The 23,738-nt window shown below is 53.4% G+C and carries 28 protein-coding genes; 20 read left to right on the plus strand and 8 right to left on the minus strand.

The features are described from left to right. Positions 1–19 precede the first annotated feature (19 nt). Both pabA and argD read left to right on the plus strand, forming a co-directional pair. Entirely contained in the window at positions 20–583 is a 564-nt protein-coding gene (gene pabA, locus ACERJC_RS16825; protein ID WP_373672112.1) for an aminodeoxychorismate synthase component 2, read from the plus strand. Positions 584–668: 85 nt separating this feature from the next. Next, positions 669–1,886, plus strand: coding sequence for a bifunctional acetylornithine/succinyldiaminopimelate transaminase (gene argD, locus ACERJC_RS16830; RefSeq protein ID WP_286631791.1), 1,218 nt, complete (start codon positions 669–671; stop codon positions 1,884–1,886). Positions 1,887–1,983: 97 nt separating this feature from the next. Here argD and ACERJC_RS16835 read toward each other — a convergent pair whose 3' ends face one another. Next, entirely contained in the window at positions 1,984–4,071 is a 2,088-nt protein-coding gene (locus ACERJC_RS16835) for a YccS/YhfK family putative transporter (RefSeq protein WP_152400230.1), read from the minus strand. Positions 4,072–4,122: 51 nt separating this feature from the next. Beyond that, positions 4,123–4,755 carry a cAMP-activated global transcriptional regulator CRP gene (crp, locus tag ACERJC_RS16840; RefSeq protein ID WP_000242758.1) on the minus strand — a complete coding sequence of 211 codons (633 nt, stop codon included), beginning with the start codon at positions 4,753–4,755 and terminating at the stop codon, positions 4,123–4,125. Positions 4,756–5,062: 307 nt separating this feature from the next. On the opposite strand from crp, the gene ACERJC_RS16845 reads away from it, so the two are divergent. Continuing rightward, positions 5,063–5,467: an OsmC family protein gene (locus ACERJC_RS16845; RefSeq protein ID WP_152400228.1), complete on the plus strand. Its 405-nt coding sequence runs from the start codon at positions 5,063–5,065 to the stop codon at positions 5,465–5,467. Positions 5,468–5,541: 74 nt separating this feature from the next. On the opposite strand, the gene ACERJC_RS16850 is transcribed toward ACERJC_RS16845, so the two are convergent. Genes ACERJC_RS16850 through ACERJC_RS16865 form a run of 4 tightly spaced genes read right to left on the minus strand, consistent with a single transcriptional unit; the run spans position 5,542 to position 9,610 of the window. Next, positions 5,542–6,411, minus strand: a complete 870-nt coding sequence (locus ACERJC_RS16850) for a phosphoribulokinase (RefSeq protein WP_046491247.1) — start codon at positions 6,409–6,411, stop codon at positions 5,542–5,544. A 54-nt stretch (positions 6,412–6,465) separates the two neighbouring features. Further along, entirely contained in the window at positions 6,466–6,684 is a 219-nt protein-coding gene (locus tag ACERJC_RS16855; RefSeq protein ID WP_152400224.1) for a YheU family protein, read from the minus strand. A gap of 2 nt (positions 6,685–6,686) precedes the next feature. Next, the gene (locus ACERJC_RS16860; RefSeq protein ID WP_235922448.1) at positions 6,687–7,703 is read right to left on the minus strand and encodes a hydrolase; all 1,017 of its coding nucleotides are present in this window, start codon (positions 7,701–7,703) and stop codon (positions 6,687–6,689) included. 5 nt (positions 7,704–7,708) lie between these two features. After that, a complete protein-coding gene (locus ACERJC_RS16865) occupies positions 7,709–9,610 on the minus strand; it encodes an ABC transporter ATP-binding protein (RefSeq protein ID WP_373672113.1) in 1,902 nt (633 codons plus the stop codon). Positions 9,611–9,747: 137 nt separating this feature from the next. On the opposite strand from ACERJC_RS16865, the gene kefG reads away from it, so the two are divergent. The 4 genes from kefG to slyD all read left to right on the plus strand — a co-directional run bounded on the left by kefG (position 9,748) and on the right by slyD (position 13,005). Then, positions 9,748–10,299 carry a glutathione-regulated potassium-efflux system ancillary protein KefG gene (kefG, locus tag ACERJC_RS16870; protein ID WP_042322810.1) on the plus strand — a complete coding sequence of 184 codons (552 nt, stop codon included), beginning with the start codon at positions 9,748–9,750 and terminating at the stop codon, positions 10,297–10,299. After that, on the plus strand, positions 10,299–12,104 hold the full coding sequence (gene kefB / locus ACERJC_RS16875; RefSeq protein ID WP_373672114.1) for a glutathione-regulated potassium-efflux system protein KefB: 1,806 nt from the start codon (positions 10,299–10,301) through the stop codon (positions 12,102–12,104). Before kefG ends, kefB begins: the two co-directional genes overlap by 1 nt. Positions 12,105–12,113: 9 nt before the next feature. Further along, the gene (locus ACERJC_RS16880) at positions 12,114–12,314 is read left to right on the plus strand and encodes a YheV family putative zinc ribbon protein (RefSeq protein ID WP_042998388.1); all 201 of its coding nucleotides are present in this window, start codon (positions 12,114–12,116) and stop codon (positions 12,312–12,314) included. Positions 12,315–12,408: 94 nt separating this feature from the next. Continuing rightward, positions 12,409–13,005 carry a peptidylprolyl isomerase gene (slyD, locus tag ACERJC_RS16885; protein ID WP_178825662.1) on the plus strand — a complete coding sequence of 199 codons (597 nt, stop codon included), beginning with the start codon at positions 12,409–12,411 and terminating at the stop codon, positions 13,003–13,005. A 135-nt stretch (positions 13,006–13,140) separates the two neighbouring features. Here the strand turns inward: slyD and ACERJC_RS16890 are convergent, their stop codons facing one another. After that, positions 13,141–13,359, minus strand: coding sequence for a protein SlyX (locus ACERJC_RS16890; protein ID WP_042322802.1), 219 nt, complete (start codon positions 13,357–13,359; stop codon positions 13,141–13,143). Positions 13,360–13,582: 223 nt separating this feature from the next. Between ACERJC_RS16890 and fkpA the strand changes: the two genes are divergently transcribed. The 11 genes from fkpA to bfr all read left to right on the plus strand — a co-directional run bounded on the left by fkpA (position 13,583) and on the right by bfr (position 21,919). Next, complete coding sequence (fkpA, locus tag ACERJC_RS16895) at positions 13,583–14,407, plus strand: FKBP-type peptidyl-prolyl cis-trans isomerase (RefSeq protein ID WP_152400218.1); 825 nt, start codon at positions 13,583–13,585, stop codon at positions 14,405–14,407. A 290-nt stretch (positions 14,408–14,697) separates the two neighbouring features. After that, on the plus strand, positions 14,698–15,420 hold the full coding sequence (locus ACERJC_RS16900; protein WP_042286247.1) for a helix-turn-helix transcriptional regulator: 723 nt from the start codon (positions 14,698–14,700) through the stop codon (positions 15,418–15,420). Beyond that, a complete protein-coding gene (tusD, locus tag ACERJC_RS16905; protein ID WP_102602913.1) occupies positions 15,420–15,806 on the plus strand; it encodes a sulfurtransferase complex subunit TusD in 387 nt (128 codons plus the stop codon). Before ACERJC_RS16900 ends, tusD begins: the two co-directional genes overlap by 1 nt. Then, positions 15,806–16,165, plus strand: a complete 360-nt coding sequence (gene tusC, locus ACERJC_RS16910) for a sulfurtransferase complex subunit TusC (protein WP_373672115.1) — start codon at positions 15,806–15,808, stop codon at positions 16,163–16,165. Before tusD ends, tusC begins: the two co-directional genes overlap by 1 nt. A 7-nt stretch (positions 16,166–16,172) precedes the next feature. Beyond that, positions 16,173–16,460 carry a sulfurtransferase complex subunit TusB gene (gene tusB, locus ACERJC_RS16915; RefSeq protein WP_178826359.1) on the plus strand — a complete coding sequence of 96 codons (288 nt, stop codon included), beginning with the start codon at positions 16,173–16,175 and terminating at the stop codon, positions 16,458–16,460. 125 nt (positions 16,461–16,585) lie between these two features. Continuing rightward, entirely contained in the window at positions 16,586–16,960 is a 375-nt protein-coding gene (gene rpsL, locus ACERJC_RS16920) for a 30S ribosomal protein S12 (protein ID WP_000246815.1), read from the plus strand. A 96-nt stretch (positions 16,961–17,056) separates the two neighbouring features. After that, complete coding sequence (gene rpsG / locus ACERJC_RS16925) at positions 17,057–17,527, plus strand: 30S ribosomal protein S7 (protein ID WP_042322792.1); 471 nt, start codon at positions 17,057–17,059, stop codon at positions 17,525–17,527. Positions 17,528–17,623: 96 nt separating this feature from the next. Continuing rightward, entirely contained in the window at positions 17,624–19,738 is a 2,115-nt protein-coding gene (fusA, locus tag ACERJC_RS16930) for an elongation factor G (RefSeq protein ID WP_046491016.1), read from the plus strand. A 70-nt stretch (positions 19,739–19,808) separates the two neighbouring features. Next, on the plus strand, positions 19,809–20,993 hold the full coding sequence (gene tuf / locus ACERJC_RS16935; protein ID WP_373672116.1) for an elongation factor Tu: 1,185 nt from the start codon (positions 19,809–19,811) through the stop codon (positions 20,991–20,993). Positions 20,994–21,175: 182 nt separating this feature from the next. After that, a complete protein-coding gene (bfd, locus tag ACERJC_RS16940; protein ID WP_012135433.1) occupies positions 21,176–21,370 on the plus strand; it encodes a bacterioferritin-associated ferredoxin in 195 nt (64 codons plus the stop codon). A 72-nt stretch (positions 21,371–21,442) separates the two neighbouring features. Further along, positions 21,443–21,919, plus strand: coding sequence for a bacterioferritin (bfr, locus tag ACERJC_RS16945; RefSeq protein ID WP_042326254.1), 477 nt, complete (start codon positions 21,443–21,445; stop codon positions 21,917–21,919). Here the strand turns inward: bfr and ACERJC_RS16950 are convergent. Then, positions 21,903–22,385, minus strand: a complete 483-nt coding sequence (locus tag ACERJC_RS16950) for a prepilin peptidase (protein ID WP_373672117.1) — start codon at positions 22,383–22,385, stop codon at positions 21,903–21,905. The two genes, bfr and ACERJC_RS16950, sit on opposite strands and share 17 nt — an antisense overlap. 377 nt (positions 22,386–22,762) lie before the next feature. Between ACERJC_RS16950 and rpsJ the strand changes: the two genes are divergently transcribed. Both rpsJ and rplC read left to right on the plus strand, forming a co-directional pair. After that, positions 22,763–23,074, plus strand: coding sequence for a 30S ribosomal protein S10 (gene rpsJ, locus ACERJC_RS16955; RefSeq protein WP_001181005.1), 312 nt, complete (start codon positions 22,763–22,765; stop codon positions 23,072–23,074). A gap of 32 nt (positions 23,075–23,106) precedes the next feature. Then, complete coding sequence (rplC, locus tag ACERJC_RS16960) at positions 23,107–23,736, plus strand: 50S ribosomal protein L3 (protein ID WP_042326256.1); 630 nt, start codon at positions 23,107–23,109, stop codon at positions 23,734–23,736. The last annotated feature ends 2 nt before the right edge of the window (positions 23,737–23,738 follow it).

A 23,738-nucleotide genomic window follows, 5' to 3' on the forward strand; every position in this document is an offset into this window, starting at 1 on the left:
TTCCTGGACTGGAGCCGTCATGATCCTGCTTATCGATAACTACGATTCTTTCACCTGGAACCTCTACCAGTATTTTTGCGAGCTGGGCGCTGACGTGCGGGTTAAGCGTAATGACGAGTTGACGCTGTCGCAGATCGATGCGCTGAATCCGCAAAAAATCGTCATTTCGCCCGGCCCCTGCACTCCAGATGATGCCGGAATTTCGCTGGACGTGATTCGCCACTATGCCGGTCGTTTGCCGATACTGGGTGTTTGTCTGGGGCATCAGGCGATGGCGCAGGCATTTGGCGCGACAATCGTGCGCGCCGCAAAAGTGATGCACGGAAAAACGTCACCCATCCGCCATACGGGACAGGGCGTGTTTCAGGGGCTAGCTAACCCCCTTACCGTCACCCGTTACCATTCTCTTCTCATCGATCCCGCCACGCTTCCCGACTGCTTTGAGGTGACCGCCTGGAGCGAAACGCAGGAGATTATGGGGATCCGCCATACGACGTGGGATCTGGAGGGCGTGCAGTTTCATCCGGAAAGTATTCTTAGCGAACAGGGTCATCAGCTGCTGGCCAATTTCCTCAGTCGGTGATTTGTGGTTGCTATCCGATGATTTTTTATGCATATTTTGTGATTATATTTTCACATTCATTTTTGCGTAACTGGATGGTCATGAGATGGCAACTGAACAAACGGCAGTAACCCGGGCAACTTTTGATGAAGTCATTCTGCCAATTTATGCACCGGCGGAATTTATTCCGGTAAAAGGGAAAGGCAGCCGGGTCTGGGATCAGCAGGGCAAGGACTACGTTGATTTCGCGGGCGGGATTGCGGTGACTGCGCTGGGGCACTGCCATCCGGCGCTGGTGGAGGCCCTGAAAACCCAGGGCGAAACGCTCTGGCATACCAGTAACGTTTTCACCAACGAACCCGCACTGCGTCTGGGGCGAAAAATCATCGACGCCACCTTTGCCGAGCGCGTGCTGTTCATGAACTCCGGGACAGAAGCCAACGAAACGGCGTTCAAGCTGGCGCGTCATTACGCCTGTGTGCGCCATAGCCCGTTCAAAACCAAAATCATTGCCTTTCATAATGCATTCCACGGCCGCTCGTTGTTTACCGTTACCGTGGGTGGACAGCCGAAGTATTCTGATGGCTTCGGTCCAAAACCGGCGGATATCGTCCACGTTCCGTTTAACGATCTCCACGCCGTGAAAGCGGTGATGGATGACCATACCTGCGCTGTCGTGGTTGAACCTGTACAGGGTGAGGGCGGCGTTCTGGCCGCAACGCCGGCGTTCCTGCAAGGTCTGCGTGACCTCTGCAGTCAGCATCAGGCGCTGCTGGTGTTTGATGAAGTGCAATGCGGAATGGGGCGCACCGGCGACCTCTTTGCCTATATGCACTACGGCGTGACGCCGGATATTCTTACCAGTGCGAAAGCCCTGGGCGGCGGCTTCCCGGTGAGTGCGGTCTTGACGACTCAGGAGATCGCCTCAGCGTTTCACGTCGGCTCTCATGGATCAACCTACGGCGGCAACCCGCTAGCCTGCGCGGTAGCAGAGGCGGCGTTCGACATCATCAACACCCCGGATGTGCTGGGCGGCGTGGTGGCGAAACGGCAGAAATTTGTTCAACATCTGCAACAGATTGATGAGCAGTACCACGTGTTTAGCGACATTCGCGGCATGGGCCTGTTGATTGGTGCCGAGTTGCAACCGCAGTACAAAGGACGCGCGCGCGATTTCCTCTATGCGGCGGCGGATGCTGGCGTAATGGTGTTGAATGCGGGGCCGGACGTGATGCGCTTTGCGCCATCGCTGGTGGTGGAAGAGGCGGATATCGACGAAGGGATGCTGCGTTTTGCCGACGCTGTCGCAAAAATTGTCGGTTAACAGTTTGCCTGATGGCGCTGCGCTTATCAGGCCTGGTGTCGATAACACGCTCCATGTAGGCCGGATAAGGCGTTACGCCGCCATCCGGCAATCAGTGTTAACCCCGCATATCCCGCAAGCGGCGGCTGAGCCAGATTCCGTGGTGCGGCCGCTGACGCCATGCCACTGACGAGATGGTATGCATAGTGTTCAGGTGGCCGATAACACGCTGCAGATGCTGTTCCAGGGTGCTTAACGGTCCGTGGGAAAGCATCTCTGGCGCTTCCAGAATATTCACATCCCCTGAGCTGCCAGGCCCGTCATACTCCAGTCGCTGCTGACAGCGTTGCAGCGCAATTTCACACGATTGCAGGTATCGTTGCGCCAGATCCGGCGTGAGCATCGTATGCTCGCGCGCCAGCGTGGTCATCGCATTGATGTGTTCGACGATAAACTGGCTGTGCGTCACCCACAGCTTCATATCTTCCAGATAATGGGTGTTGAAGCCGGGTTCCTGCATCGCCTGATTGAGCGAGTTGAACAACGTGTTGTGTGCCTGGTTGACCCGCATACGTTGCCAGGCGAGCGGCGTCGGTTGCGGATCGTTGCTTAGAATCAGGCGAATGGCCTCCTGATCGGCCTCCAGCGCGTCATGGGCGTTTTTACGCAACAGACCGCTCTGCCATTGCGGCCACAGCCAGACGGTACCCCCGAATGCAATCAGGCAGCCTATGACCGTATCGACAAATCGCGGGATAATGAACTGCTCGCCGTCCAGCGTCAGGAGTTGTAAGGTATACACCGCGGTGATGGTAAATCCTACCGTCGCCCAACCGTAGTTTTTCCGGATGGTCAGATAGCTGACCAGGGTGATTGCCAGCATCAGCGCCAGCGTATACCCCTCAGGAATATGAAAGTGCAGCGTCACGCCTGCGATAATCAGCCCCACCAGCGTTCCCGCCGAACGGTGCAGAATACGCACGCGGGTGGCACCGTAACCATTTTGCGTCACAAACAGAACGGTCATTAGGATCCAGTAAGGTTTCGGCAGATGTAACGCGGACCCCATCAGACTGGCAATGCTGAGCATTACGCTGATACGCCCGGCGTTACGCAGCGCCGGAGATTTCAACGAGAGGTAGTTTTTCAGCGCCGGCAGCAGCGGTAACCGACGCTGTTTGTCGGCCATCAGATCGCGGGCGTAGAGTGGGCGCTGAGTGCGAAGCACGCGGGCGATACGGCTGAAATGCCAGTAACAGAACTGCCCTACGGGGTTATCCGGATGCTGATTAGCAATTTTTTCCAGCGCGCCAATCTGCTTTTGCATGGTGAACCGCGTCGGCAGTCGGTGATAGAGAATGTCATCCGCCAGTACGCGCAGGCGAGCGGCGACCGTTTGCGCATTCCAGCGAATCACCTGTTCCGCATGGCTGCGTTCGACCAGCTTTTGCACTTCTTCCGGCTGATGCAGACTGACGGAGATATGCTCCTGCAGATCCAGCGCTTCCTGAAAGGCGCGCAGCATCCGCTTGTAGTCATTGTTGCGGTGCGCCGACAGCATGTGCATCTGCTGATAGCACTGGGTGATGAGGTCGACCGCTTTCTGCTGGCGCATCAGCAGTGGCGGCAGGGCTTTTTCCGGATCAGTATGCTGGGTCAGCATACTGTATTTGGCTTCGCAGTAATCCGCCAGTTCACGGTATAACAGGCTCAGCGACTCGCGAAGCGGCTGTTCGCGCCAGAGCCAAAACCAGAACCAGTTAAACAATCCGTACCATAGCGTGCCCAATGCGTAGATCAGCAGAGGCTCCCAGACCGGCATGTTCCCCGCGAGGCTCAGTGTGAAAATCGCTGCAATCAGCGAGGCTGGAAGCAGGCGGGCGTGAAGGGAGCTCAATTCCGCAGTGACGCCGAGCGTGAGCGTTAGTCCGGTCAGGATCAGGGGTAACGGTATCGCCTGCGCCAGCAGCAGTTGCATGATCAGGCTACAGCCGGCAAACAGCGACGCCCCGATAATCAGGCGTTTGAAAAAGCGTTTGTGCGGAGTATCAAGCCCGGCAATGTTGCAGCAGGCGGGAACGAGAGAGAAGAGCAGGCCAAGATGTAACTGCCCGATGAGCAGGCCGACGGCCACGGGCAAACAGAGCACCAGTGTTTGACGTAGTGCATAGTTGATTTCTGGGTGATAAATCAGTCTGCGCCACATTGGCAAAACAAAAATGACGCGCTATCGGGTAGCGCGTCATTTTCGATGAGATTAACGAGTGCCGTAAACGACGATCGTTTTACCGTGAGCGGAGATCAGGTTCTGATCTTCCAGCATCTTCAGAATACGACCAACGGTTTCGCGAGAGCAGCCAACGATCTGGCCAATCTCCTGGCGAGTGATTTTGATCTGCATACCGTCCGGGTGAGTCATCGCATCAGGCTGTTTCGCCAGATTCAGCAGCGTCTGGGCGATACGACCGGTCACATCGAGGAAGGCCAGGTTACCGACTTTCTCCGAAGTAACTTGCAGGCGGCGAGCCATTTGGGAAGACAGGCGCATCAGAATATCTGGGTTCACCTGGATCAACTGGCGGAATTTCTTGTAGGAAATTTCAGCCACTTCACACGCTGTTTTCGCTCGAACCCATGCGCTACGTTCCTGGCCTTCTTCAAACAGGCCCAGTTCGCCAATGAAATCACCCTGATTCAGATAAGAAAGGATCATTTCTTTCCCTTCCTCATCTTTAATCAACACTGCCACTGAGCCTTTAACGATGTAGTACAACGTTTCTGCTTTTTCACCCTGGTGAATCAGCGTGCTCTTGGACGGGTACTTATGAATGTGGCAATGAGACAAGAACCATTCAAGTGTCGGGTCTGTTTGCGGTTTGCCAAGCACCATGCGCGATTATCCTCTGTTATAAGCTGTCTCCAGAGCCAAAAAAATCCGCTGTCTCTGGGGTTGCAAAAATGTGCTTCCCTCGTCCTGGGAAGAGGCCGTCAAAAACGAACTGCAGCCTTTAATGTGAAGTCCTCTGCATACATGCAGTACATCAATGTATTACTGTAGCATCCTGACTGTTTTAGCATAGCTTTAGCCGTGTGTCTCCTGGTGTCTCGCTTCAGCATGACGGAGGTCGCCTTCCGTTGCGAGAATTGTTATGTACGCGTAATCTGTCAGGAAAATTGACGCACTGGAGTTAAAAAATATGCAAGCGCGTGTTAAATGGGTTGAAGGGTTAACCTTCCTGGGTGAGTCGGCTTCCGGTCACCAGATTTTGATGGACGGTAACTCCGGTGATAAAGCGCCGAGCCCGATGGAAATGGTGTTGATGGCGGCAGGGGGGTGCAGCGCGATTGACGTGGTTTCTATCCTGCAAAAAGGTCGTCAGGATGTGACGAACTGCGAAGTGAAACTGACGTCAGAACGTCGCGAAGAGGCACCCCGCCTGTTCACCCACATCAATCTGCATTTTATTGTCACGGGTCACGACCTGAAGGATGCCGCCGTTTCGCGTGCGGTCGATCTGTCGGCAGAGAAGTATTGCTCCGTGGCGTTGATGCTGGAAAAAGCGGTCAATATTACCCATTCGTATGAAGTGATTGCTGCCTGATGGCACTGCACTTATCAGGCCTACGACAGGAGTAGGCCGGATAACGCAACGCCGCCATCCGGCAAAATCTTACCTTACTCGATTTTTTTCCCTTCCATCAGTCGCTGTACCAACGGCAACATAATCAGCTCCATGGCCAGCCCCATTTTGCCGCCAGGCACTACCAATGTATTGATGTGAGAAATGAATGAACCTTGCAGCATTGCCAGCAGCCAGGGGAAATCGATCCCTTCCAGATTGCGGAAATGAATCACCACAAAGCTCTCATCCAGCGATGGAATACCTTTGGCTGCAAACGGGTTTGACGTGTCCACGGTGGGGACGCGCTGAAAGTTAATGTGGGTGCGGGAGAACTGCGGCGTAATGTAGTTGATGTAGTCGTCCATAGAACGCACCACGGAATCCATCACCGCTTCACGAGAATGGCCCCGCTCGCTGGTATCACGGATCAGTTTCTGGATCCACTCCAGGTTAACGATGGGGACAACGCCGACCAGCAGGTCAACATGGCTTGCGACCTCATGCTGCGGTGTGACGACACCGCCGTGCAGGCCTTCATAGAACAGCACGTCTGTAGGTTCCGGCAGGGGTTGCCACGGGGTGAAGGTCCCTGGTACCTGGTTCCACGGGACCGCTTCATCGTAGGTATGCAGATATTTGCGCGACTGGCCTTTACCCGTCTGACCGTACTCAACAAACGTCTGTTCCAGCAGACCGAAGTCATTGGCGTCGGGGCCAAAATAGCTGATGTGGCGTCCGGCATCGCGCGCTTTGCGGATCGCCATATCCATTTCCGGGCGGGTATAGCGATGAAAACTGTCGCCTTCCACCTCGGCGGCGCGCAGGTTGAGCTGCGCAAAAATTTTACGAAACGCGAGGCTGGTGGTGGTGGTCCCCGCGCCGCTGGATCCTGTTACCGCTATCACCGGATGTTTGGCAGACATGTTAACTCCATCAATAAATTGATTTTTTATTATAGTCGGCCGATAGCGTGCAGGTTATTCGCGAAATGGTTTGTGCGGCATGATGTTGACGGTTTCGTGCAACTCGGACCACACCAGTATCGCTTCTCCACACTGCAACTGGCGTTTAACGTCGGCGACTTTTTGCTCAAGGGTACGTTCATGTTCACCATAATCGGTGCCTTCGCGCAACACAAAGCTTTCGATCAGATTGTCCAGCGTCTCGGGGGAAAGGTCTTGCCAGGGGATCTGCATAATTATGCCTCCAGGTACGGTGTCAGCCAGTCAGGAATGCGCGACTCGAGCCACATTTCTGGCCGACGCAATGTCCCGCCGATAAACCCGACGTGACCGCCGTGTTCCGTTAACTGATATTCCACCTGCGGCGGTAAATCTTCCGCTTTGGGGATCACATGACTGTCCATAAACGGGTCGTCTTTCGCGTGGATGATCAGCGTCGGAATGGCGATGTCACTGAGCAAGGGCATTGCGCTACACTGACGATAGTAGTCGATAGCATCGGCGAAACCGTGAATTTTGGCGGTGATGAGATCGTCAAACTCACGGATACGGCGCAAGGATTTCAATTGCGCCAGGCTTACCGGTAGCGAACCGGGATAGGCCGCCAGCTTGCGTGACGCGTTAGCCTTCAGCAGGTTGAGCAGATAGCGCTGATAAACACGGGAAAAGCCTTTATCCATATGGTAGCTGCAGGCTTCCAGCACAAAGGGCGCTGAGACAATGACCGCCGCGTCGAGCGGGATGTTTTTTCCCTCTTTTGCCAGCAGACACGCCAGCACGTTTCCGCCAAGCGAATAGCCCACGGCGGCCGTTGGCGCATTGCCAAATTCCCGCTGCAACCAGCCTAAGAACCAGGTCCCGTCTTCGGTTTCGCCCGAGTGATAAATGCGATTCAGACGATTGGGCTCGCCGCTGCAGCCGCGAAAGTGCATCACCACGCCAAGCCAGCCACGATTCTTTGCCGCTTCAATCAGGCCATGCGCGTACGGACTGTTCAGACTGCCTTCCAGACCATGAAACACCACCAGGCGCGGCTTATGCTTCGCCTGATGCGGATCTTCACTCCATGCCAGATCGACAAAGTCGCCGTCGGGTAATTCCAGACGCTGCCAGTGAGCGTCGAAATTCACTTTTCGCCGGATCAAACGCGGCAGCATGGTCTGCAAATGACAGTTACTGATACCGCGCATCGGGCGAAATTCGTCACTGCTGCCGTTCGGCATTTCAGGATCGTGAAGGATTACGTGTGTCATCGCCGTTACTCGCTCAGCATCTGCTCGAGTTGCTCCTGGGCGTCCAGCCAGGCCATTTCGCACTCTTCCAGTCCGGCTTTGGCGCTGGCCTGCTGTTGCAGACATTCCGTCAGTTCGGCTTTGCGGCTCTGGTCGTAAAGTTCGCTGTCGCCCAGCTTCTCTTCCGCCTGCGCCAACTGTGCGTTCAGTTTCTCCATCTCTTTTTCCAGACGGGCTATCTCCTTACGCAGCGGCTGGGTTTGCGTGCGCAGTTCGGCTTCACGACGCTTCTGATCTTTACGCGCCTGCGCGCTGTTGACGTTCTCTTTTGGGGCGTCGTCAGCCTGGTTTTCCTGCTTCTGCACGTCGCTCAGCCACTGCTGATAATCTTCCAGATCGCCATCGAACGGTTCGACCTTGCGGTCATGCACCAGATACAGATCGTCGGTCGTGGAGCGCAGCAAATGGCGGTCGTGCGAGACCACCACCAGTGCGCCTTCAAATTCAATCAACGCTTCGGTCAACGCCTGACGCATGTCGAGATCAAGGTGGTTGGTCGGTTCATCGAGCAGCAGCAGGTTCGGCCGCTGCCAGACGATCAGCGCCAGCACCAGTCGTGCCTTTTCGCCACCGGAGAAACGGCGTGTCTCTTCGCTGACTTTATCTCCCTGGAAGCCGAAACCGCCCAGATAATCGCGTAGCTTCTGTTCCAGCTCTTGTGGCGCCAGTCGCACCAGATGCTGCAACGGCGACTCATCCGCGTGCAAATACTCGAGCTGGTGTTGAGCGAAGTAACCGAGCTTGATGCCCTTCGCCAGCCCGATTTCACCGCTGACGGGAGTCAGTTCACCTGCCAGCAGTTTGATGAGCGTGGATTTACCCGCGCCGTTACGTCCCAGCAGGCCAATGCGCGAACCCGGCACCAGGTTCAGTTTGATCGAGTCCAGGATAATGCGTTCACCATAACCGGCGCTCACTTTCTCCATTTTCAGCAGCGGGTTCGGCAGGCTCTCCGGCGCGCGGAAGCTGAAATGGAACGGGTTGTCGACATGCGCCGGGGCAATCAGCTCCATGCGTTCCAGCATCTTGATACGGCTCTGCGCCTGCTTCGCTTTCGTGGCTTTGGCGCGGAAGCGATCAATGTAGCTTTGCAGATGCGCCACGCGCTCCTGTTGGCTTTCGTACATCGCCTGCTGCTGGGCCAGACGCGTTGCACGTTGAATTTCAAACGCGCTGTAGTTGCCGGTGTACTCGAACAGGGTTTGCTGTTCGATATGAATGATTTTATCCACCACCGGATCGAGGAAGTCGCGGTCGTGGGAGATCAGAATCAGAGTGCCCTGATAGCTCTTCAGCCATTTTTCCAGCCAGATAACTGCATCCAGATCGAGGTGGTTGGTCGGTTCATCGAGCAGGAGGAGATCGGAGCGACAAATTAACGCCTGGGCCAGGTTGAGACGCATACGCCAGCCGCCGGAAAAGTCGCTCACCGGACGTTCCAGTTGTTCATTAGAGAAGCCGAGACCATGCAACAGGCTGGCAGCGCGGGAACGCACGGTCCAGGCGTCGATGGCATCCAGCTTGCCGTGGACGGTGGCAATGGCGTGTCCATCGTTACGTTCGTTGGCGTCGTGCAACTGCGCTTCCAGTTGACGGTATTCGCGGTCGCCGTCAATGACATATTCCAGCGCGGGCTGGGGCAGTGCCGGTGTTTCCTGATTTACCCATGCCAGTTGCCAGCTTCCGGGGAAGGTAAAACCGCCGGCATCTGCGCTGATTTCATTTTTCAGCAATGCCAGCAGGGTAGATTTCCCGCAGCCGTTCTTACCCACCAGACCGACTTTCTGGCCCGGATTGATGGTGGCAGTGGCATTGTCCAGTAAGACGCGCACGCCGCGACGAATTTGTAACGAGGAGAAAACAATCATAAGGCGCCGTATGTTCAGACTATGTTAATTTATCATTATGATAATGTAAGGTGTGGGCCATTTTCCGCACCGGGCCGCAATGGTAGCCCAAAACGACGACTATACACAAAAACAGAAACAAAACCGGGAGGGGGATGATGTCTCAGCCAGCAAAGGTCTTGCTGCTGTATGCCCATCCGGAATCTCAGGACTCGGTGGCAAATCGGGTACTGCTTAAGCCGGCCACGCAGCTCAGCAACGTTACGGTGCACGATCTCTACGCGCACTATCCTGATTTTTTTATCGATATCCCGCATGAGCAGGCGTTACTGCGTGAGCATGACGTGATCGTGTTTCAGCATCCGCTGTACACCTATAGCTGTCCGGCGCTGCTCAAAGAGTGGCTGGATCGCGTGTTGAGCCGTGGCTTTGCCAGCGGCCCCGGGGGAAATCAGCTTGCGGGAAAGTACTGGCGCAGCGTCATCACCACCGGTGAACCGGAGAGCGCCTATCGCTATGACGCGCTGAATCGCTATCCAATGAGCGATGTATTGCGGCCATTCGAACTGACGGCAGGAATGTGCCGAATGCACTGGCTGAGTCCCATTATTATCTACTGGGCCAGACGACAAAGCGCGCAGGAGCTGGAAAGCCATGCAAAAGCGTATGGCGACTGGCTTGCTCATCCCGTTCCTGTGGGAGGCCGCTGATGGAAGGTTCCGATTTATTGACCGCGGGAGTGCTGTTTCTCTTCGCGGCGGTGGCTGCGGTGCCTCTGGCATCGCGGCTGGGTATTGGCGCCGTGTTGGGCTATTTGCTGGCGGGGATTGCCATTGGTCCGTGGGGACTGGGGTTCATCAGCGACGTGGATGAAATTCTCCACTTCTCCGAACTGGGCGTTGTGTTCCTGATGTTTATCATCGGACTGGAGCTGAATCCGTCGAAACTCTGGCAGCTTCGACGTTCTATCTTTGGCGTCGGAGCGGCGCAGGTTTTGCTCAGCGCGGCGCTGTTGGCCGGATTGCTGATGTTGACTGATTTCTCATGGCAGGCGGCGGTCGTCGGCGGGATAGGCCTCGCGATGTCGTCAACTGCGATGGCGCTGCAGCTGATGCGCGAAAAAGGGATGAACCGCAGCGAATCCGGGCAGTTGGGCTTTTCGGTTTTACTGTTCCAGGATCTGGCTGTGATCCCGGCATTAGCGCTGGTGCCGCTGTTAGCCGGGTCGGCGGATGAAAACTTTGACTGGATGAAGATCGGCATGAAGGTGCTGGCGTTTGCCGGCATGCTGATTGGCGGACGCTATTTGCTGCGCCCGGTATTCCGGTTTATTGCGGCGTCCGGTGTGCGCGAAGTGTTTACCGCCGCCACGCTGCTGCTGGTGCTGGGATCGGCACTGTTTATGGATGCGCTGGGGCTGTCGATGGCGCTCGGCACGTTTATCGCGGGGGTGCTGCTAGCGGAAAGCGAATACCGGCATGAGCTGGAAACCGCGATCGATCCGTTCAAGGGACTGCTGCTGGGCCTCTTCTTCATTTCGGTCGGGATGTCGCTCAATCTGGGCGTGCTGTACACCCATCTGTTGTGGGTCGTGGCAAGCGTGGTGGTGCTGGTGGCGGTCAAAACGCTGGTCCTTTATCTGCTGGCGCGACTGTACGGTCTGCGCAGTTCTGAAAGAATGCAGTTTGCTGGCGTATTGAGTCAGGGGGGAGAGTTTGCCTTTGTGCTGTTCTCGAGCGCGTCATCGCAGCGGCTGTTTCAGGGCGACCAGATGGCGCTTCTGCTGGTGACCGTCACGCTGTCGATGATGACCACGCCGATGCTGATGAAGCTTATCGACAAATGGCTTTCCCGCCAGCTTAACGGTCCGGATGAAGAAGATGAAATGCCGTGGGTCGAGGATGACAAGCCGCAGGTCATCGTGGTGGGCTTTGGTCGTTTTGGTCAGGTCATCGGTCGTTTGCTGATGGCAAATAAGATGCGCATTACCGTGCTGGAGCGGGACATCAGTGCGGTGAATCTGATGCGCAAATACGGCTATAAGGTTTATTACGGTGATGCGACGCAGGTGGACCTGCTGCGTTCTGCCGGCGCCGAGGCGGCGGAATCCATCGTCATTACCTGTAATGAGCCGGAAGATACGATGAAGCTGGTGGAAATTTGCCAACAGCATTTTCCGCATTTGCATATTCTTGCGCGCGCGCGCGGACGTGTCGAAGCACATGAGTTATTACAGGCTGGGGTCGTGCAGTTTTCCCGTGAGACCTTCTCCAGTGCACTGGAGCTGGGGCGCAAGACGCTGGTGTCGTTGGGAATGCATCCCCATCAGGCGCAGCGGGCGCAACTGCATTTCCGCCGGCTGGATATGCGGATGCTGAGGGAGCTCATCCCGATGCATACCGATACGCTACAAATCTCTCGCGCCAGAGAAGCCAGACGCGAGCTGGAGGAGATTTTCCAGCGCGAGATGCAACAAGAACGACGCCAACTGGATGGCTGGGATGAATTCGAATAGAGGATAAGTATGGCAATCCGTAAACGTTTTATTGCAGGGGCGAAATGCCCTTCCTGCCAGGCGCAGGATTCTCTGGCGATGTGGCGCGAGAATAATATCGATATTGTTGAATGTGTTAAGTGCGGGCATCAGATGCGGGAAGCGGATAAAGAAGTCCGCGATCACGTGCGCAAAGAAGAGCAAGTGATCGGGATCTTTCATCCAGACTAGCGATATGGCCCGAGATTTTTTAAGCTAAGGGGTACACAGGTGCAGATTTCCGCTACAATCTGCGCCAGCAATTTTCCCACGCTCAGGAGATATCATGAAAGTAGCAAAAGACCTGGTGGTCAGCCTGGCCTATCAGGTACGTACAGAAGACGGTGTGTTGGTTGATGAGTCTCCGGTGAGTGCGCCGCTGGACTACCTGCATGGTCACGGTTCCCTGATCTCTGGCCTGGAAACAGCGCTGGAAGGTCACGATGTTGGCGACAAATTTGATGTTGCTGTAGGCGCGAACGACGCTTACGGTCAGTACGACGAAAACCTGGTGCAGCGCGTTCCTAAAGACGTTTTCATGGGCGTTGATGAACTGCAGGTTGGCATGCGTTTCCTGGCTGAAACTGACCAGGGTCCGGTACCGGTAGAAATTACCGAAGTGGAAGACGACCACGTTGTGGTTGATGGCAACCACATGCTTGCAGGTCAGAATCTGAAGTTCAACGTTGAAGTTGTGGCGATCCGTGAAGCGACCGAAGAAGAGCTGGCTCATGGCCACGTTCACGGTGCGCACGGTCACGACCATGAGCACGATCACGACGGCTGCTGCGGCGGTCACGGCCATGACCACGGTCACGAGCACGGCGGCGAAGGCTGCTGCGGTGGTGGCGGTAAAGGCAACGGCGGCTGCGGTTGCCACTAAAAGGTCATAATGCCTGATGGCGCTACGCTTATCAGGCCTACGGGTTCATTGGTATGAGTAGGCCGGATAAGGCGCTTGCGCCGCCATCCGGCAATGAGCCACAAAAAAGCGGGATAAACCCGCTTTTTTTATGTCTCAATAATGAGGCGGCGGCGTCTCTTCGGCCTGAGAGGCGATATTGGAAGGCTGGCTCGCCTTGAGTTTCTCCGTCAGCAGTCGCAGATGATCGCGCAATTTGGCCATTTCCATCTCGTGAGCGGTTACCGTTACGTTGAGCTCTTCAATGGTGATTTCCTGAAAAGCCAGCCGACTTTCCAGCTCGGCCAGTCGGGTTTCCATCGTTGTATCCTGCATGATTCACCTCATCGATTGTCTCTGGTCGCGGCGGATTCTACTTAACTTTATCCGAATACACAGCCCCGATTCCTTCTCATCGAAACTAATTTAAACAAAAAGAGTCTCAAAAGAAGCGATTATCAGGTATGTCTGTATGTTGATTTGTTCAACAACGCTTTATAGTACGCTTCTCACATAAAAGTTAACCATGGGGTGAGATGCCCCGGCCCTGGAGATATGGATGAAATCACTGTTTAAAGTCACTCTGCTGGCGACCACGATGGCCGTTGCTCTGCACGCCCCGATCACCTTCGCAGCCGAAGCCGCAAAACCGGCCGCTGCTGCTGACAGCAAAGCCGCGTTCAAAAATGACGACCAGAAATCGGCTTATGCACTGGGCGCATCGCTGGGCCGCTATATGGAAAACTCCCTGAAAGAGCAGGAAAAACTGGGCATCAAACTGGACAAAGACCAACTGATCGCCGGCGTTCAGGATGCGTTTGCTGATAAGAGCAAACTGTCTGACCAGGAAATCGAACAGACTCTGCAAGCATTTGAAGCACGCGTGAAAGCCTCCGCTCAGGCGAAGATGGAAAAAGACGCGGCTGACAACGAAACCAAAGGCAAAGAATTCCGCACCAAGTTTGCGAAAGAGAAAGATGTGAAGACCTCTTCAACGGGCCTGCTCTACAAAGTGGAGAAAGCCGGTACGGGCGAAGCGCCGAAAGACAGCGACACTGTGGTGGTGAACTACAAAGGGACGCTGATCGACGGTAAAGAGTTCGATAACTCCTATACCCGTGGCGAGCCGCTCTCTTTCCGTCTGGACGGTGTGATTCCTGGCTGGACTGAAGGTCTGAAGAACATTAAGAAAGGCGGGAAGATCAAGATGGTTATCCCACCAGAGCTGGCTTACGGTAAAACCGGCGTTCCGGGGATCCCGGCTAACTCCACGCTGGTATTCGACGTAGAACTGCTGGATATCAAGCCGGCACCGAAGGCGGATGACAAGCCAGAAGCAGCAGCAGAAGCTGATGCAAAAGCAGCAGATGCCGCTAAAAAATAAAAATTGAGAACCGCCGCCGAACAGAGCGGCGGTTTTTTTTAGCAGGCCGGATACACACAAAAAATCATTCAAGTTGCATCAAGGCGGTAAGGGAGTGAATCCCCTGGCGCGTACATAAGTACGTAACTGGGGCGAACGAGCGAAACCAACGCTGAGGCAGCCTGAAGGATGACGTGTATAATTAATAGTGGAAAGTGGAAGCCCCTCTGTATTAATTTAACCATCCACAAAATTAATGAGCCTGCCCTGAAAACATAACGACAGGCTCCTGAAAAGGAGTGTTTTTTTTCATGTCCAGGTCGCTTTTAACCAACGAAACCAGTGAGCTCGACTTACTGGATCAACGTCCTTTCGATCAGACCGACTTTGATATTTTGAAATCCTACGAAGCGGTGGTGGACGGGTTAGCGATGCTCATTGGTTCCCACTGTGAAATCGTATTGCACTCTTTGCAGGATTTGAAATGTTCCGCCATTCGTATTGCCAATGGTGAACACACGGGACGTAAAATCGGTTCACCGATTACTGACCTTGCGTTACGAATGCTGCACGATATGACCGGTGCAGATAGCAGCGTTTCCAAATGCTATTTTACCCGTGCGAAAAGCGGCGTTCTGATGAAGTCAGTGACGATTGCCATTCGCAATCGCGAGCATCGCGTGATTGGTCTGCTGTGCATCAACATGAACCTTGATGTCCCGTTCTCGCAGATCATGAATACCTTTATTCCGCCGGAGACCCCGGAAGTCGGATCGTCTGTTAACTTCGCCTCTTCTGTAGAAGATCTGGTGACGCAGACGCTGGAGTTCACCATTGAAGAGGTGAACGCCGATCGTAATGTCTCCAATAATGCCAAGAACCGCCAGATCGTTCTGAATCTGTATGAGAAAGGCATCTTCGATATTAAGGACGCGATCAACCAGGTTGCCGATCGTCTGAATATCTCTAAACACACCGTGTACCTCTATATTCGCCAGTTCAAGAGCGGTGACTTCCAGGGGCAAGATAAGTAATGCGTTTTGCCATTGTGGTTACCGGTCCGGCATATGGTACCCAGCAGGCGAGCAGCGCACTGCAGTTTGCTCAGGCGCTGATTGAAGAAGGCCATACGTTAAGCAGCGTCTTTTTCTATCGGGAAGGCGTGTATAACGCCAACCAACTGACCTCTCCGGCCAGTGATGAATTTGATCTGGTCCGGGCCTGGCAACAAATGAATACACAGCATGGCGTTGAACTGAACATCTGTGTGGCGGCGGCACTGCGTCGCGGTGTGGTTGATGAAACTGAAGCGGGCAGGCTGGGGCTGGCGTCTGCCAATCTGCAGCCGGGTTTTACCCTCAGCGGACTGGGCGCGCTGGCGCAAGCCTCACTGACCTGCGATCGCGTGGTACAGTTCTGATGAAACGTATTGCCTTTGTCTTTTCCACCATGCCGCACGGGAGTGCATCGGGTCGCGAAGGGCTGGACGCGCTGCTGGCCACCTCGGCATTAACCGAAGAGATCGGCGTCTTCTTTATTGGTGATGGCGTTTTTCAGATCCTGCAGGGACAAAAACCGGATGTCATTCTGGCCCGCGACTATATTGCGACCTTCAAACTGCTGGGACTGTACGATATCAAACAGTGCTGGTTATGTGCCGCCTCGCTGCGCGAGAGGGGACTCGGGGAAGGCGTAAGTTTTGTCGTTGATGCGACACCGCTGGAGCCAGAAGCGCTGCGTCGCGAACTGGGCAACTACGATGTCATCCTGAGGTTTTGAGGTTCTCATGCTGCATACTTTACACCGCTCCGCGTGGCACTCTGATTTCTCTGCTATTCAGCGCCTGATCGCAGAAGGCGATGAACTTTTATTGCTCCAGGATGGCGTCGTCGTCGCAGTAGAAGGCAGCCGCTTCCTTGAAAGCCTGCAAAATACCCCCATAACTGTTTACGCACTGAAAGAAGACATTGAAGCTCGCGGTTTGGGTGGTCAAATTTCAGACAGTGTCGTCAGGGTTGACTATACTGACTTCGTCAGACTTACGGTTAAGCACGCCAGCCAGATGGCCTGGTGATTGTGTGATCGTTGTATATTTCTTGACACCTTTTCGACACCGCCCTAAAATTCGGCGTCCTCATATTGTATGAGGTCGTTTTATTACGTGTTTACGAAGCAAAAGCTAAAACCAGGAGCTATTTAATGGCAACAGTTAACCAGCTGGTACGCAAACCACGCGCTCGCAAAGTTGCAAAAAGCAACGTGCCTGCGCTGGAAGCATGCCCGCAAAAACGTGGTGTATGTACTCGTGTATATACTACCACTCCTAAAAAACCGAACTCCGCACTGCGTAAAGTATGCCGTGTTCGTCTGACTAACGGTTTCGAAGTGACTTCCTACATCGGTGGTGAAGGTCACAACCTGCAGGAGCACTCCGTGATCCTGATCCGTGGCGGTCGTGTTAAAGACCTCCCGGGTGTTCGTTACCACACCGTACGCGGTGCGCTTGACTGCTCTGGCGTTAAAGACCGTAAGCAAGCTCGCTCCAAGTATGGCGTGAAGCGTCCTAAGGCTTAATGGTTCTCCGTTAAGTAAGGCCAAACGTTTTAACTTAAATGTCAAACTAAACTCGTAGAGTTTTGGACAATCCTGAATTAACAACGGAGTATTTCCATGCCACGTCGTCGCGTCATTGGTCAGCGTAAAATTCTGCCGGATCCGAAGTTCGGATCAGAACTGCTGGCTAAATTTGTAAATATCCTGATGGTAGATGGTAAAAAATCTACTGCCGAAACAATCGTATACAGCGCGCTGGAGACCCTGGCTCAGCGCTCTGGTAAATCTGAACTGGAAGCTTTCGAAGTAGCTCTCGAAAACGTGCGCCCGACTGTCGAAGTTAAGTCTCGCCGCGTTGGTGGTTCTACTTATCAGGTACCAGTTGAAGTCCGTCCGGTTCGTCGTAATGCCCTGGCAATGCGTTGGATCGTTGAAGCTGCTCGTAAACGCGGTGATAAATCCATGGCTCTGCGCCTGGCGAACGAACTTTCTGATGCTGCAGACAACAAAGGTACTGCAGTTAAGAAACGTGAAGACGTTCACCGTATGGCAGAAGCCAACAAGGCGTTCGCACACTACCGTTGGTAATCCCTTCGGAGTTTTAGTCACCAGGCGGGCGCTTCCAGTAAGCAGCCCGCTTTGGGCTACTTAAATTGAACGCCTAAAAGATAAACGAGGAATCAAATGGCTCGTACAACACCCATCGCACGCTACCGTAACATCGGTATCAGTGCGCACATCGACGCCGGTAAAACCACTACTACCGAACGTATTCTGTTCTACACCGGTGTAAACCATAAAATCGGTGAAGTTCATGACGGCGCGGCCACCATGGACTGGATGGAGCAGGAGCAGGAACGTGGTATTACTATCACTTCCGCAGCGACTACTGCATTCTGGTCTGGTATGGCTAAGCAGTATGAACCGCATCGTGTAAACATCATCGACACCCCGGGGCACGTTGACTTCACAATCGAAGTAGAACGTTCCATGCGTGTTCTTGATGGTGCGGTAATGGTTTACTGCGCAGTTGGTGGTGTTCAGCCGCAGTCTGAAACCGTATGGCGTCAGGCAAACAAATATAAAGTTCCGCGCATTGCGTTCGTTAACAAAATGGACCGTATGGGTGCGAACTTCCTGAAAGTTGTTGGTCAGATCAAAACCCGTCTGGGCGCGAACCCTGTTCCGCTGCAGCTGGCAATTGGCGCTGAAGAAGCGTTCACCGGTGTTGTTGACCTGGTGAAAATGAAAGCCATCAACTGGAACGAAGCAGATGCAGGCGTTACCTTCACTTATGAAGATATCCCGGCTGACATGCAGGAACTGGCTGAAGAATGGCACCAGAACCTGATCGAGTCCGCTGCGGAAGCTTCTGAAGAGCTGATGGAGAAATACCTGGGTGGTGAAGAACTGACTGAAGAAGAGATCAAAAAAGCTCTGCGTCAGCGCGTTCTGAACAACGAAATCATCCTGGTAACCTGTGGTTCTGCATTTAAGAACAAAGGTGTTCAGGCGATGCTGGATGCGGTAATTGATTACCTGCCATCCCCGGTTGACGTACCTGCGATCAACGGTATCCTGGACGACGGTAAAGATACGCCTGCTGAGCGTCACGCTAGCGACGAAGAGCCTTTCTCTGCACTGGCATTCAAAATCGCTACCGACCCGTTCGTGGGTAACCTGACCTTCTTCCGTGTGTACTCCGGTGTGGTTAACTCTGGTGATACCGTACTGAACTCCGTGAAATCTGCACGTGAGCGTTTCGGCCGTATCGTTCAGATGCACGCTAACAAACGTGAAGAGATCAAAGAAGTTCGCGCGGGCGACATCGCTGCTGCGATCGGTCTGAAAGACGTAACCACTGGTGACACCCTGTGTGACCCGGATGCGCCGATCATTCTGGAGCGTATGGAATTCCCTGAGCCGGTAATTTCCATCGCCGTAGAACCGAAAACCAAAGCTGACCAGGAAAAAATGGGTCTGGCTCTGGGTCGTCTGGCTAAAGAAGACCCGTCATTCCGCGTATGGACTGACGAAGAATCTAACCAGACCATTATCGCCGGTATGGGTGAACTGCACCTCGACATCATCGTTGACCGTATGAAGCGTGAATTCAACGTTGAAGCGAACGTCGGTAAACCTCAGGTTGCTTACCGCGAAGCGATTCGTGCGAAAGTTACCGATATCGAAGGTAAACACGCCAAGCAGTCTGGTGGTCGCGGTCAGTATGGTCATGTTGTTATCGACATGTACCCACTGGAGCCGGGTTCTAACCCGAAAGGCTACGAGTTCGTCAACGACATTAAAGGTGGTGTAATCCCTGGCGAATACATCCCGGCCGTTGATAAAGGTATCCAGGAGCAGCTGAAAGCCGGCCCGCTGGCAGGTTACCCGGTTGTTGATATGGGTGTTCGTCTGCACTTCGGTTCTTACCATGACGTTGACTCCTCTGAACTGGCGTTTAAACTGGCTGCGTCTATTGCCTTTAAAGAAGGCTTTAAGAAAGCTAAACCAGTTCTGCTTGAGCCAATCATGAAGGTTGAGGTAGAAACGCCGGAAGAAAACACCGGTGATGTTATCGGTGACTTGAGCCGTCGTCGCGGTATGCTGCGCGGTCAGGAATCCGAAGTCACTGGCGTTAAGATCCACGCTGAAGTTCCGCTGTCTGAAATGTTCGGATATGCAACTCAGCTGCGTTCTCTGACCAAAGGTCGCGCATCGTACACTATGGAATTCCTGAAGTATGATGATGCACCGAACAACGTTGCTCAGGCCGTAATCGAAGCCCGTGGTAAATAATCCACAGGATTAAAACCTAAGTCCCGTGCTCTCTCCACAAGGGGAGAGCGCTATAGTAAGGAATATAGCCGTGTCTAAAGAAAAATTTGAACGTACAAAACCGCACGTTAACGTCGGCACCATCGGCCACGTTGACCACGGTAAAACTACCCTGACTGCTGCCATCACTACCGTACTGGCTAAAACCTACGGCGGTGCTGCTCGCGCATTCGATCAGATCGATAACGCGCCGGAAGAAAAAGCTCGTGGTATCACCATCAACACCTCTCACGTTGAATATGACACCCCGACTCGCCACTACGCGCACGTAGACTGCCCGGGCCACGCCGACTATGTTAAAAACATGATCACCGGTGCTGCGCAGATGGACGGCGCGATCCTGGTTGTTGCTGCGACTGACGGCCCGATGCCGCAGACTCGTGAGCACATCCTGCTGGGTCGTCAGGTAGGCGTTCCGTACATCATCGTGTTCCTGAACAAATGCGACATGGTTGATGACGAAGAGCTGCTGGAACTGGTAGAGATGGAAGTTCGTGAACTGCTGTCTCAGTACGATTTCCCGGGCGACGACACGCCGATCGTTCGTGGTTCTGCTCTGAAAGCGCTGGAAGGCGAAGCAGAGTGGGAAGCGAAAATCATCGAACTGGCTGGCTTCCTGGATTCTTACATCCCGGAACCAGAGCGTGCGATTGACAAGCCGTTCCTGCTGCCGATCGAAGACGTATTCTCCATCTCCGGTCGTGGTACCGTTGTTACCGGTCGTGTAGAGCGCGGTATCATCAAAGTTGGCGAAGAAGTTGAAATCGTTGGTATCAAAGAGACTGCCAAGTCTACCTGTACTGGCGTTGAAATGTTCCGCAAACTGCTGGACGAAGGCCGTGCGGGTGAGAACGTAGGTGTTCTGCTGCGTGGTATCAAACGTGAAGAAATCGAACGTGGTCAGGTACTGGCTAAGCCGGGTACCATCAAGCCGCACACAATGTTCGAATCTGAAGTGTACATTCTGTCCAAAGACGAAGGCGGCCGTCATACTCCGTTCTTCAAAGGCTACCGTCCGCAGTTCTACTTCCGTACCACTGACGTGACTGGCACCATCGAACTGCCGGAAGGCGTAGAGATGGTAATGCCGGGCGACAACATCAAAATGGTTGTTACCCTGATCCACCCGATCGCGATGGACGACGGTCTGCGTTTCGCAATCCGTGAAGGCGGCCGTACTGTTGGTGCGGGCGTTGTTGCTAAAGTAATGAGCTAATTATTTACTGATTAGTTCTGCACTTAAAAAGGGCGCTTCGGCGCCCTTTTTTGCTGCCTGTGATTTGGTTGTCACATTTACTCGCAATTTTTACTTCGCTCCCGTTGCGTAGAGAGAATTGTGCTATTGTAATCATAACTATTCTCATTTACACTTTGCACAGAAATTGAACGGGAGCGATCATGTACGTTTGTTTGTGTAATGGTGTAAGTGATAAAAAAATTCGCCAGGCGGTACGTCAGTTTCATCCTCAATCCTTCCAACAGTTACGCAAGTTTATACCTGTGGGAAATCAATGCGGTAAATGCGTTCGGGCAGCACGCGAAGTGATGCAGGATGAGTTAATGCAAATGCCAGAATTTAAAGAGATCGCCTGAGTCACACTCTTTTTTTTGACATCCCTGTAGCCCCATCTATGCTCTGGAGAGTGGAAGCGGAGGGACTATAAAATGAAAGGTGATGTTAAAATCATAAATTATCTCAATAAACTATTGGGAAATGAGCTTGTCGCGATCAACCAGTATTTTCTCCATGCACGTATGTTCAAAAATTGGGGACTTACCCGCCTCAATGACGTCGAGTACCATGAATCCATCGATGAGATGAAACACGCGGATAAATATATTGAGCGTATTTTGTTCCTGGAAGGGATCCCGAACCTGCAGGATCTCGGTAAGTTGGGGATTGGCGAAGATGTTGAAGAGATGCTGCAGTCCGATCTCAGATTAGAGCTCGAAGGGGCGAAAAACTTACGTGAAGCGATCGCCTATGCTGATACCGTTCATGATTATGTCAGCCGGGATATGATGATCGAAATCCTTGCGGATGAAGAAGGGCATATCGACTGGCTGGAGACTGAACTGGATCTCATCTCGAAAATTGGCCTGCAAAATTATCTGCAGTCGCAAATTAAAGTGACCAGTTAATCGCTTCAGAAGTGAAACGGTAACATCCGGTGATGAAACCCGCTGCCGCCAGAAATGGCCCAAAAGGCAGCGGGTTTTTTAATACCGACTTTCCATGAATTATCCCCAATGCTGCGATACCAGAACACGCTAACAGCGCCGCCCAAAAGACCAAAAATGGTAATGACATCCACCCATGCCAGGCACCCAGCGCGGCAAGGAATTTCACATCACCATAGCCGAGTCCTTCTCTCTTACGAACCAACCGATAGCTCCAGTAGATAAAGGCAAAACTGGCGTAGCCTGCAATGGCACCCCATACGGCATCTGCAAGTTGTGCCGGGATGATGCACAGGTGAAAGAGGAGTCCGCCCCACAACAATGGGCAGGTAAACCGGTCCGGCAGTTGTCCGCTGCGCACATCGCAGAAACTAAGAGACAAAGACAATGCGGTATATAGCAGCAGAAAGGGCAGGGCAGCGACCATCAGGTATCCTCCATCAATCCTGTCGCTACTTTAAAGAAGGCTAATGAGGGAGCAAGGTACTATTATGAGTATTGCGAGCGACTTTCCTGCTCAATTGCCGCGTTTCATTCACTACATAAAAGCCTGGAACCCTACTCGCATTACGGACGAAGTGATTAATATCTACGCGACACTTGCTTCAGTCTGATATTTACGTATAATGCGCGGGCTTGTCTTAATCGACGGCAGGTTCGATCTGAACCTCAGGTAGCCGATTTGGCTATCTAACAATGCTCCCAATCGGGGGGCTACGTAAGAACGGTTACACTCTCCCATCAATCGTAATGGGTCTGAGGAGTAATCATTTTCGTTTATAAAATAATTGGAGCTCTGGTCTCATGCAGAACCAAAGAATCCGTATCCGCCTTAAAGCGTTTGATCATCGTCTGATCGATCAATCAACCGCGGAAATCGTCGAGACTGCTAAGCGCACTGGTGCGCAAGTCCGTGGTCCGATCCCGCTGCCGACCCGCAAAGAGCGCTTCACCGTTCTGATCTCTCCGCACGTTAACAAAGACGCGCGCGATCAGTACGAAATCCGCACTCACAAGCGTCTGGTTGACATCGTTGAGCCAACCGAGAAAACCGTTGATGCTCTGATGCGTCTGGACCTGGCTGCCGGTGTAGACGTGCAGATCAGCCTGGGTTAATCAGGTCATCGAGCGATTGAGAGGTTGATACAATGATTGGTTTAGTCGGTAAAAAAGTGGGTATGACCCGCATCTTCACTGAAGATGGCGTCTCTATCCCAGTAACCGTAATCGAAGTTGAAGCAAACCGTGTTACTCAGGTTAAAGACCTGGCTAACGATGGCTATCGTGCTGTTCAGGTTACCACCGGTGCTAAAAAAGCTAACCGTGTAACCAAGCCGGAAGCTGGCCATTTCGCTAAAGCTGGCGTTGAAGCTGGCCGCGGCCTGTGGGAGTTCCGTCTGGCTGAAGGTGAAGAATTCACCGTTGGTCAGAGCATCAGCGTAGAACTGTTTGCTGAAGTTAAAAAAGTTGACGTAACTGGCACCTCTAAAGGTAAAGGTTTCGCTGGTACCGTTAAGCGCTGGAACTTCCGTACCCAGGACGCGACTCACGGTAACTCCTTGTCTCACCGCGTTCCGGGTTCTATCGGTCAGAACCAGACTCCGGGCAAAGTGTTCAAAGGCAAGAAGATGGCAGGTCAGCTGGGTAACGAACGTGTAACCGTTCAGAGCCTGGACGTAGTACGTGTTGACGCTGAGCGCAACCTGCTGCTGGTTAAAGGTGCTGTCCCGGGTGCTACCGGTAGCGACCTGATCGTTAAACCAGCTGTGAAGGCGTAAGG

Origin of the sequence: Citrobacter telavivensis (assembly GCF_041807075.1) — a bacterium.
GTDB classification, from domain to species: Bacteria; Pseudomonadota; Gammaproteobacteria; order Enterobacterales; family Enterobacteriaceae; genus Citrobacter_A; species Citrobacter_A telavivensis.

Bases quoted from the DNA above. Each gene is read 5' to 3' on its own strand.
- tusC (WP_373672115.1), top strand. From the start codon at position 15,806: ATGAAACGTATTGCCTTTGTCTTTTCCACCATGCCGCACGGGAGTGCA.
- pabA (WP_373672112.1), top strand. From the start codon at position 20: ATGATCCTGCTTATCGATAACTACGATTCTTTCACCTGGAACCTCTAC.
- tusB (WP_178826359.1), top strand. From the start codon at position 16,173: ATGCTGCATACTTTACACCGCTCCGCGTGGCACTCTGATTTCTCTGCT.
- bfd (WP_012135433.1), top strand. From the start codon at position 21,176: ATGTACGTTTGTTTGTGTAATGGTGTAAGTGATAAAAAAATTCGCCAG.
- fkpA (WP_152400218.1), top strand. From the start codon at position 13,583: ATGAAATCACTGTTTAAAGTCACTCTGCTGGCGACCACGATGGCCGTT.
- ACERJC_RS16850 (WP_046491247.1), bottom strand. From the start codon at position 6,411: ATGTCTGCCAAACATCCGGTGATAGCGGTAACAGGATCCAGCGGCGCG.
- kefG (WP_042322810.1), top strand. From the start codon at position 9,748: ATGTCTCAGCCAGCAAAGGTCTTGCTGCTGTATGCCCATCCGGAATCT.
- fusA (WP_046491016.1), top strand. From the start codon at position 17,624: ATGGCTCGTACAACACCCATCGCACGCTACCGTAACATCGGTATCAGT.
- ACERJC_RS16860 (WP_235922448.1), bottom strand. From the start codon at position 7,703: ATGACACACGTAATCCTTCACGATCCTGAAATGCCGAACGGCAGCAGT.
- tusD (WP_102602913.1), top strand. From the start codon at position 15,420: ATGCGTTTTGCCATTGTGGTTACCGGTCCGGCATATGGTACCCAGCAG.
- kefB (WP_373672114.1), top strand. From the start codon at position 10,299: ATGGAAGGTTCCGATTTATTGACCGCGGGAGTGCTGTTTCTCTTCGCG.
- ACERJC_RS16900 (WP_042286247.1), top strand. From the start codon at position 14,698: ATGTCCAGGTCGCTTTTAACCAACGAAACCAGTGAGCTCGACTTACTG.
- argD (WP_286631791.1), top strand. From the start codon at position 669: ATGGCAACTGAACAAACGGCAGTAACCCGGGCAACTTTTGATGAAGTC.
- bfr (WP_042326254.1), top strand. From the start codon at position 21,443: ATGAAAGGTGATGTTAAAATCATAAATTATCTCAATAAACTATTGGGA.
- ACERJC_RS16950 (WP_373672117.1), bottom strand. From the start codon at position 22,385: ATGGTCGCTGCCCTGCCCTTTCTGCTGCTATATACCGCATTGTCTTTG.
- ACERJC_RS16855 (WP_152400224.1), bottom strand. From the start codon at position 6,684: ATGCAGATCCCCTGGCAAGACCTTTCCCCCGAGACGCTGGACAATCTG.
- ACERJC_RS16845 (WP_152400228.1), top strand. From the start codon at position 5,063: ATGCAAGCGCGTGTTAAATGGGTTGAAGGGTTAACCTTCCTGGGTGAG.
- rpsL (WP_000246815.1), top strand. From the start codon at position 16,586: ATGGCAACAGTTAACCAGCTGGTACGCAAACCACGCGCTCGCAAAGTT.
- rplC (WP_042326256.1), top strand. From the start codon at position 23,107: ATGATTGGTTTAGTCGGTAAAAAAGTGGGTATGACCCGCATCTTCACT.
- ACERJC_RS16890 (WP_042322802.1), bottom strand. From the start codon at position 13,359: ATGCAGGATACAACGATGGAAACCCGACTGGCCGAGCTGGAAAGTCGG.
- ACERJC_RS16865 (WP_373672113.1), bottom strand. From the start codon at position 9,610: ATGATTGTTTTCTCCTCGTTACAAATTCGTCGCGGCGTGCGCGTCTTA.
- slyD (WP_178825662.1), top strand. From the start codon at position 12,409: ATGAAAGTAGCAAAAGACCTGGTGGTCAGCCTGGCCTATCAGGTACGT.
- crp (WP_000242758.1), bottom strand. From the start codon at position 4,755: ATGGTGCTTGGCAAACCGCAAACAGACCCGACACTTGAATGGTTCTTG.
- rpsJ (WP_001181005.1), top strand. From the start codon at position 22,763: ATGCAGAACCAAAGAATCCGTATCCGCCTTAAAGCGTTTGATCATCGT.
- rpsG (WP_042322792.1), top strand. From the start codon at position 17,057: ATGCCACGTCGTCGCGTCATTGGTCAGCGTAAAATTCTGCCGGATCCG.
- ACERJC_RS16835 (WP_152400230.1), bottom strand. From the start codon at position 4,071: ATGTGGCGCAGACTGATTTATCACCCAGAAATCAACTATGCACTACGT.
- ACERJC_RS16880 (WP_042998388.1), top strand. From the start codon at position 12,114: ATGGCAATCCGTAAACGTTTTATTGCAGGGGCGAAATGCCCTTCCTGC.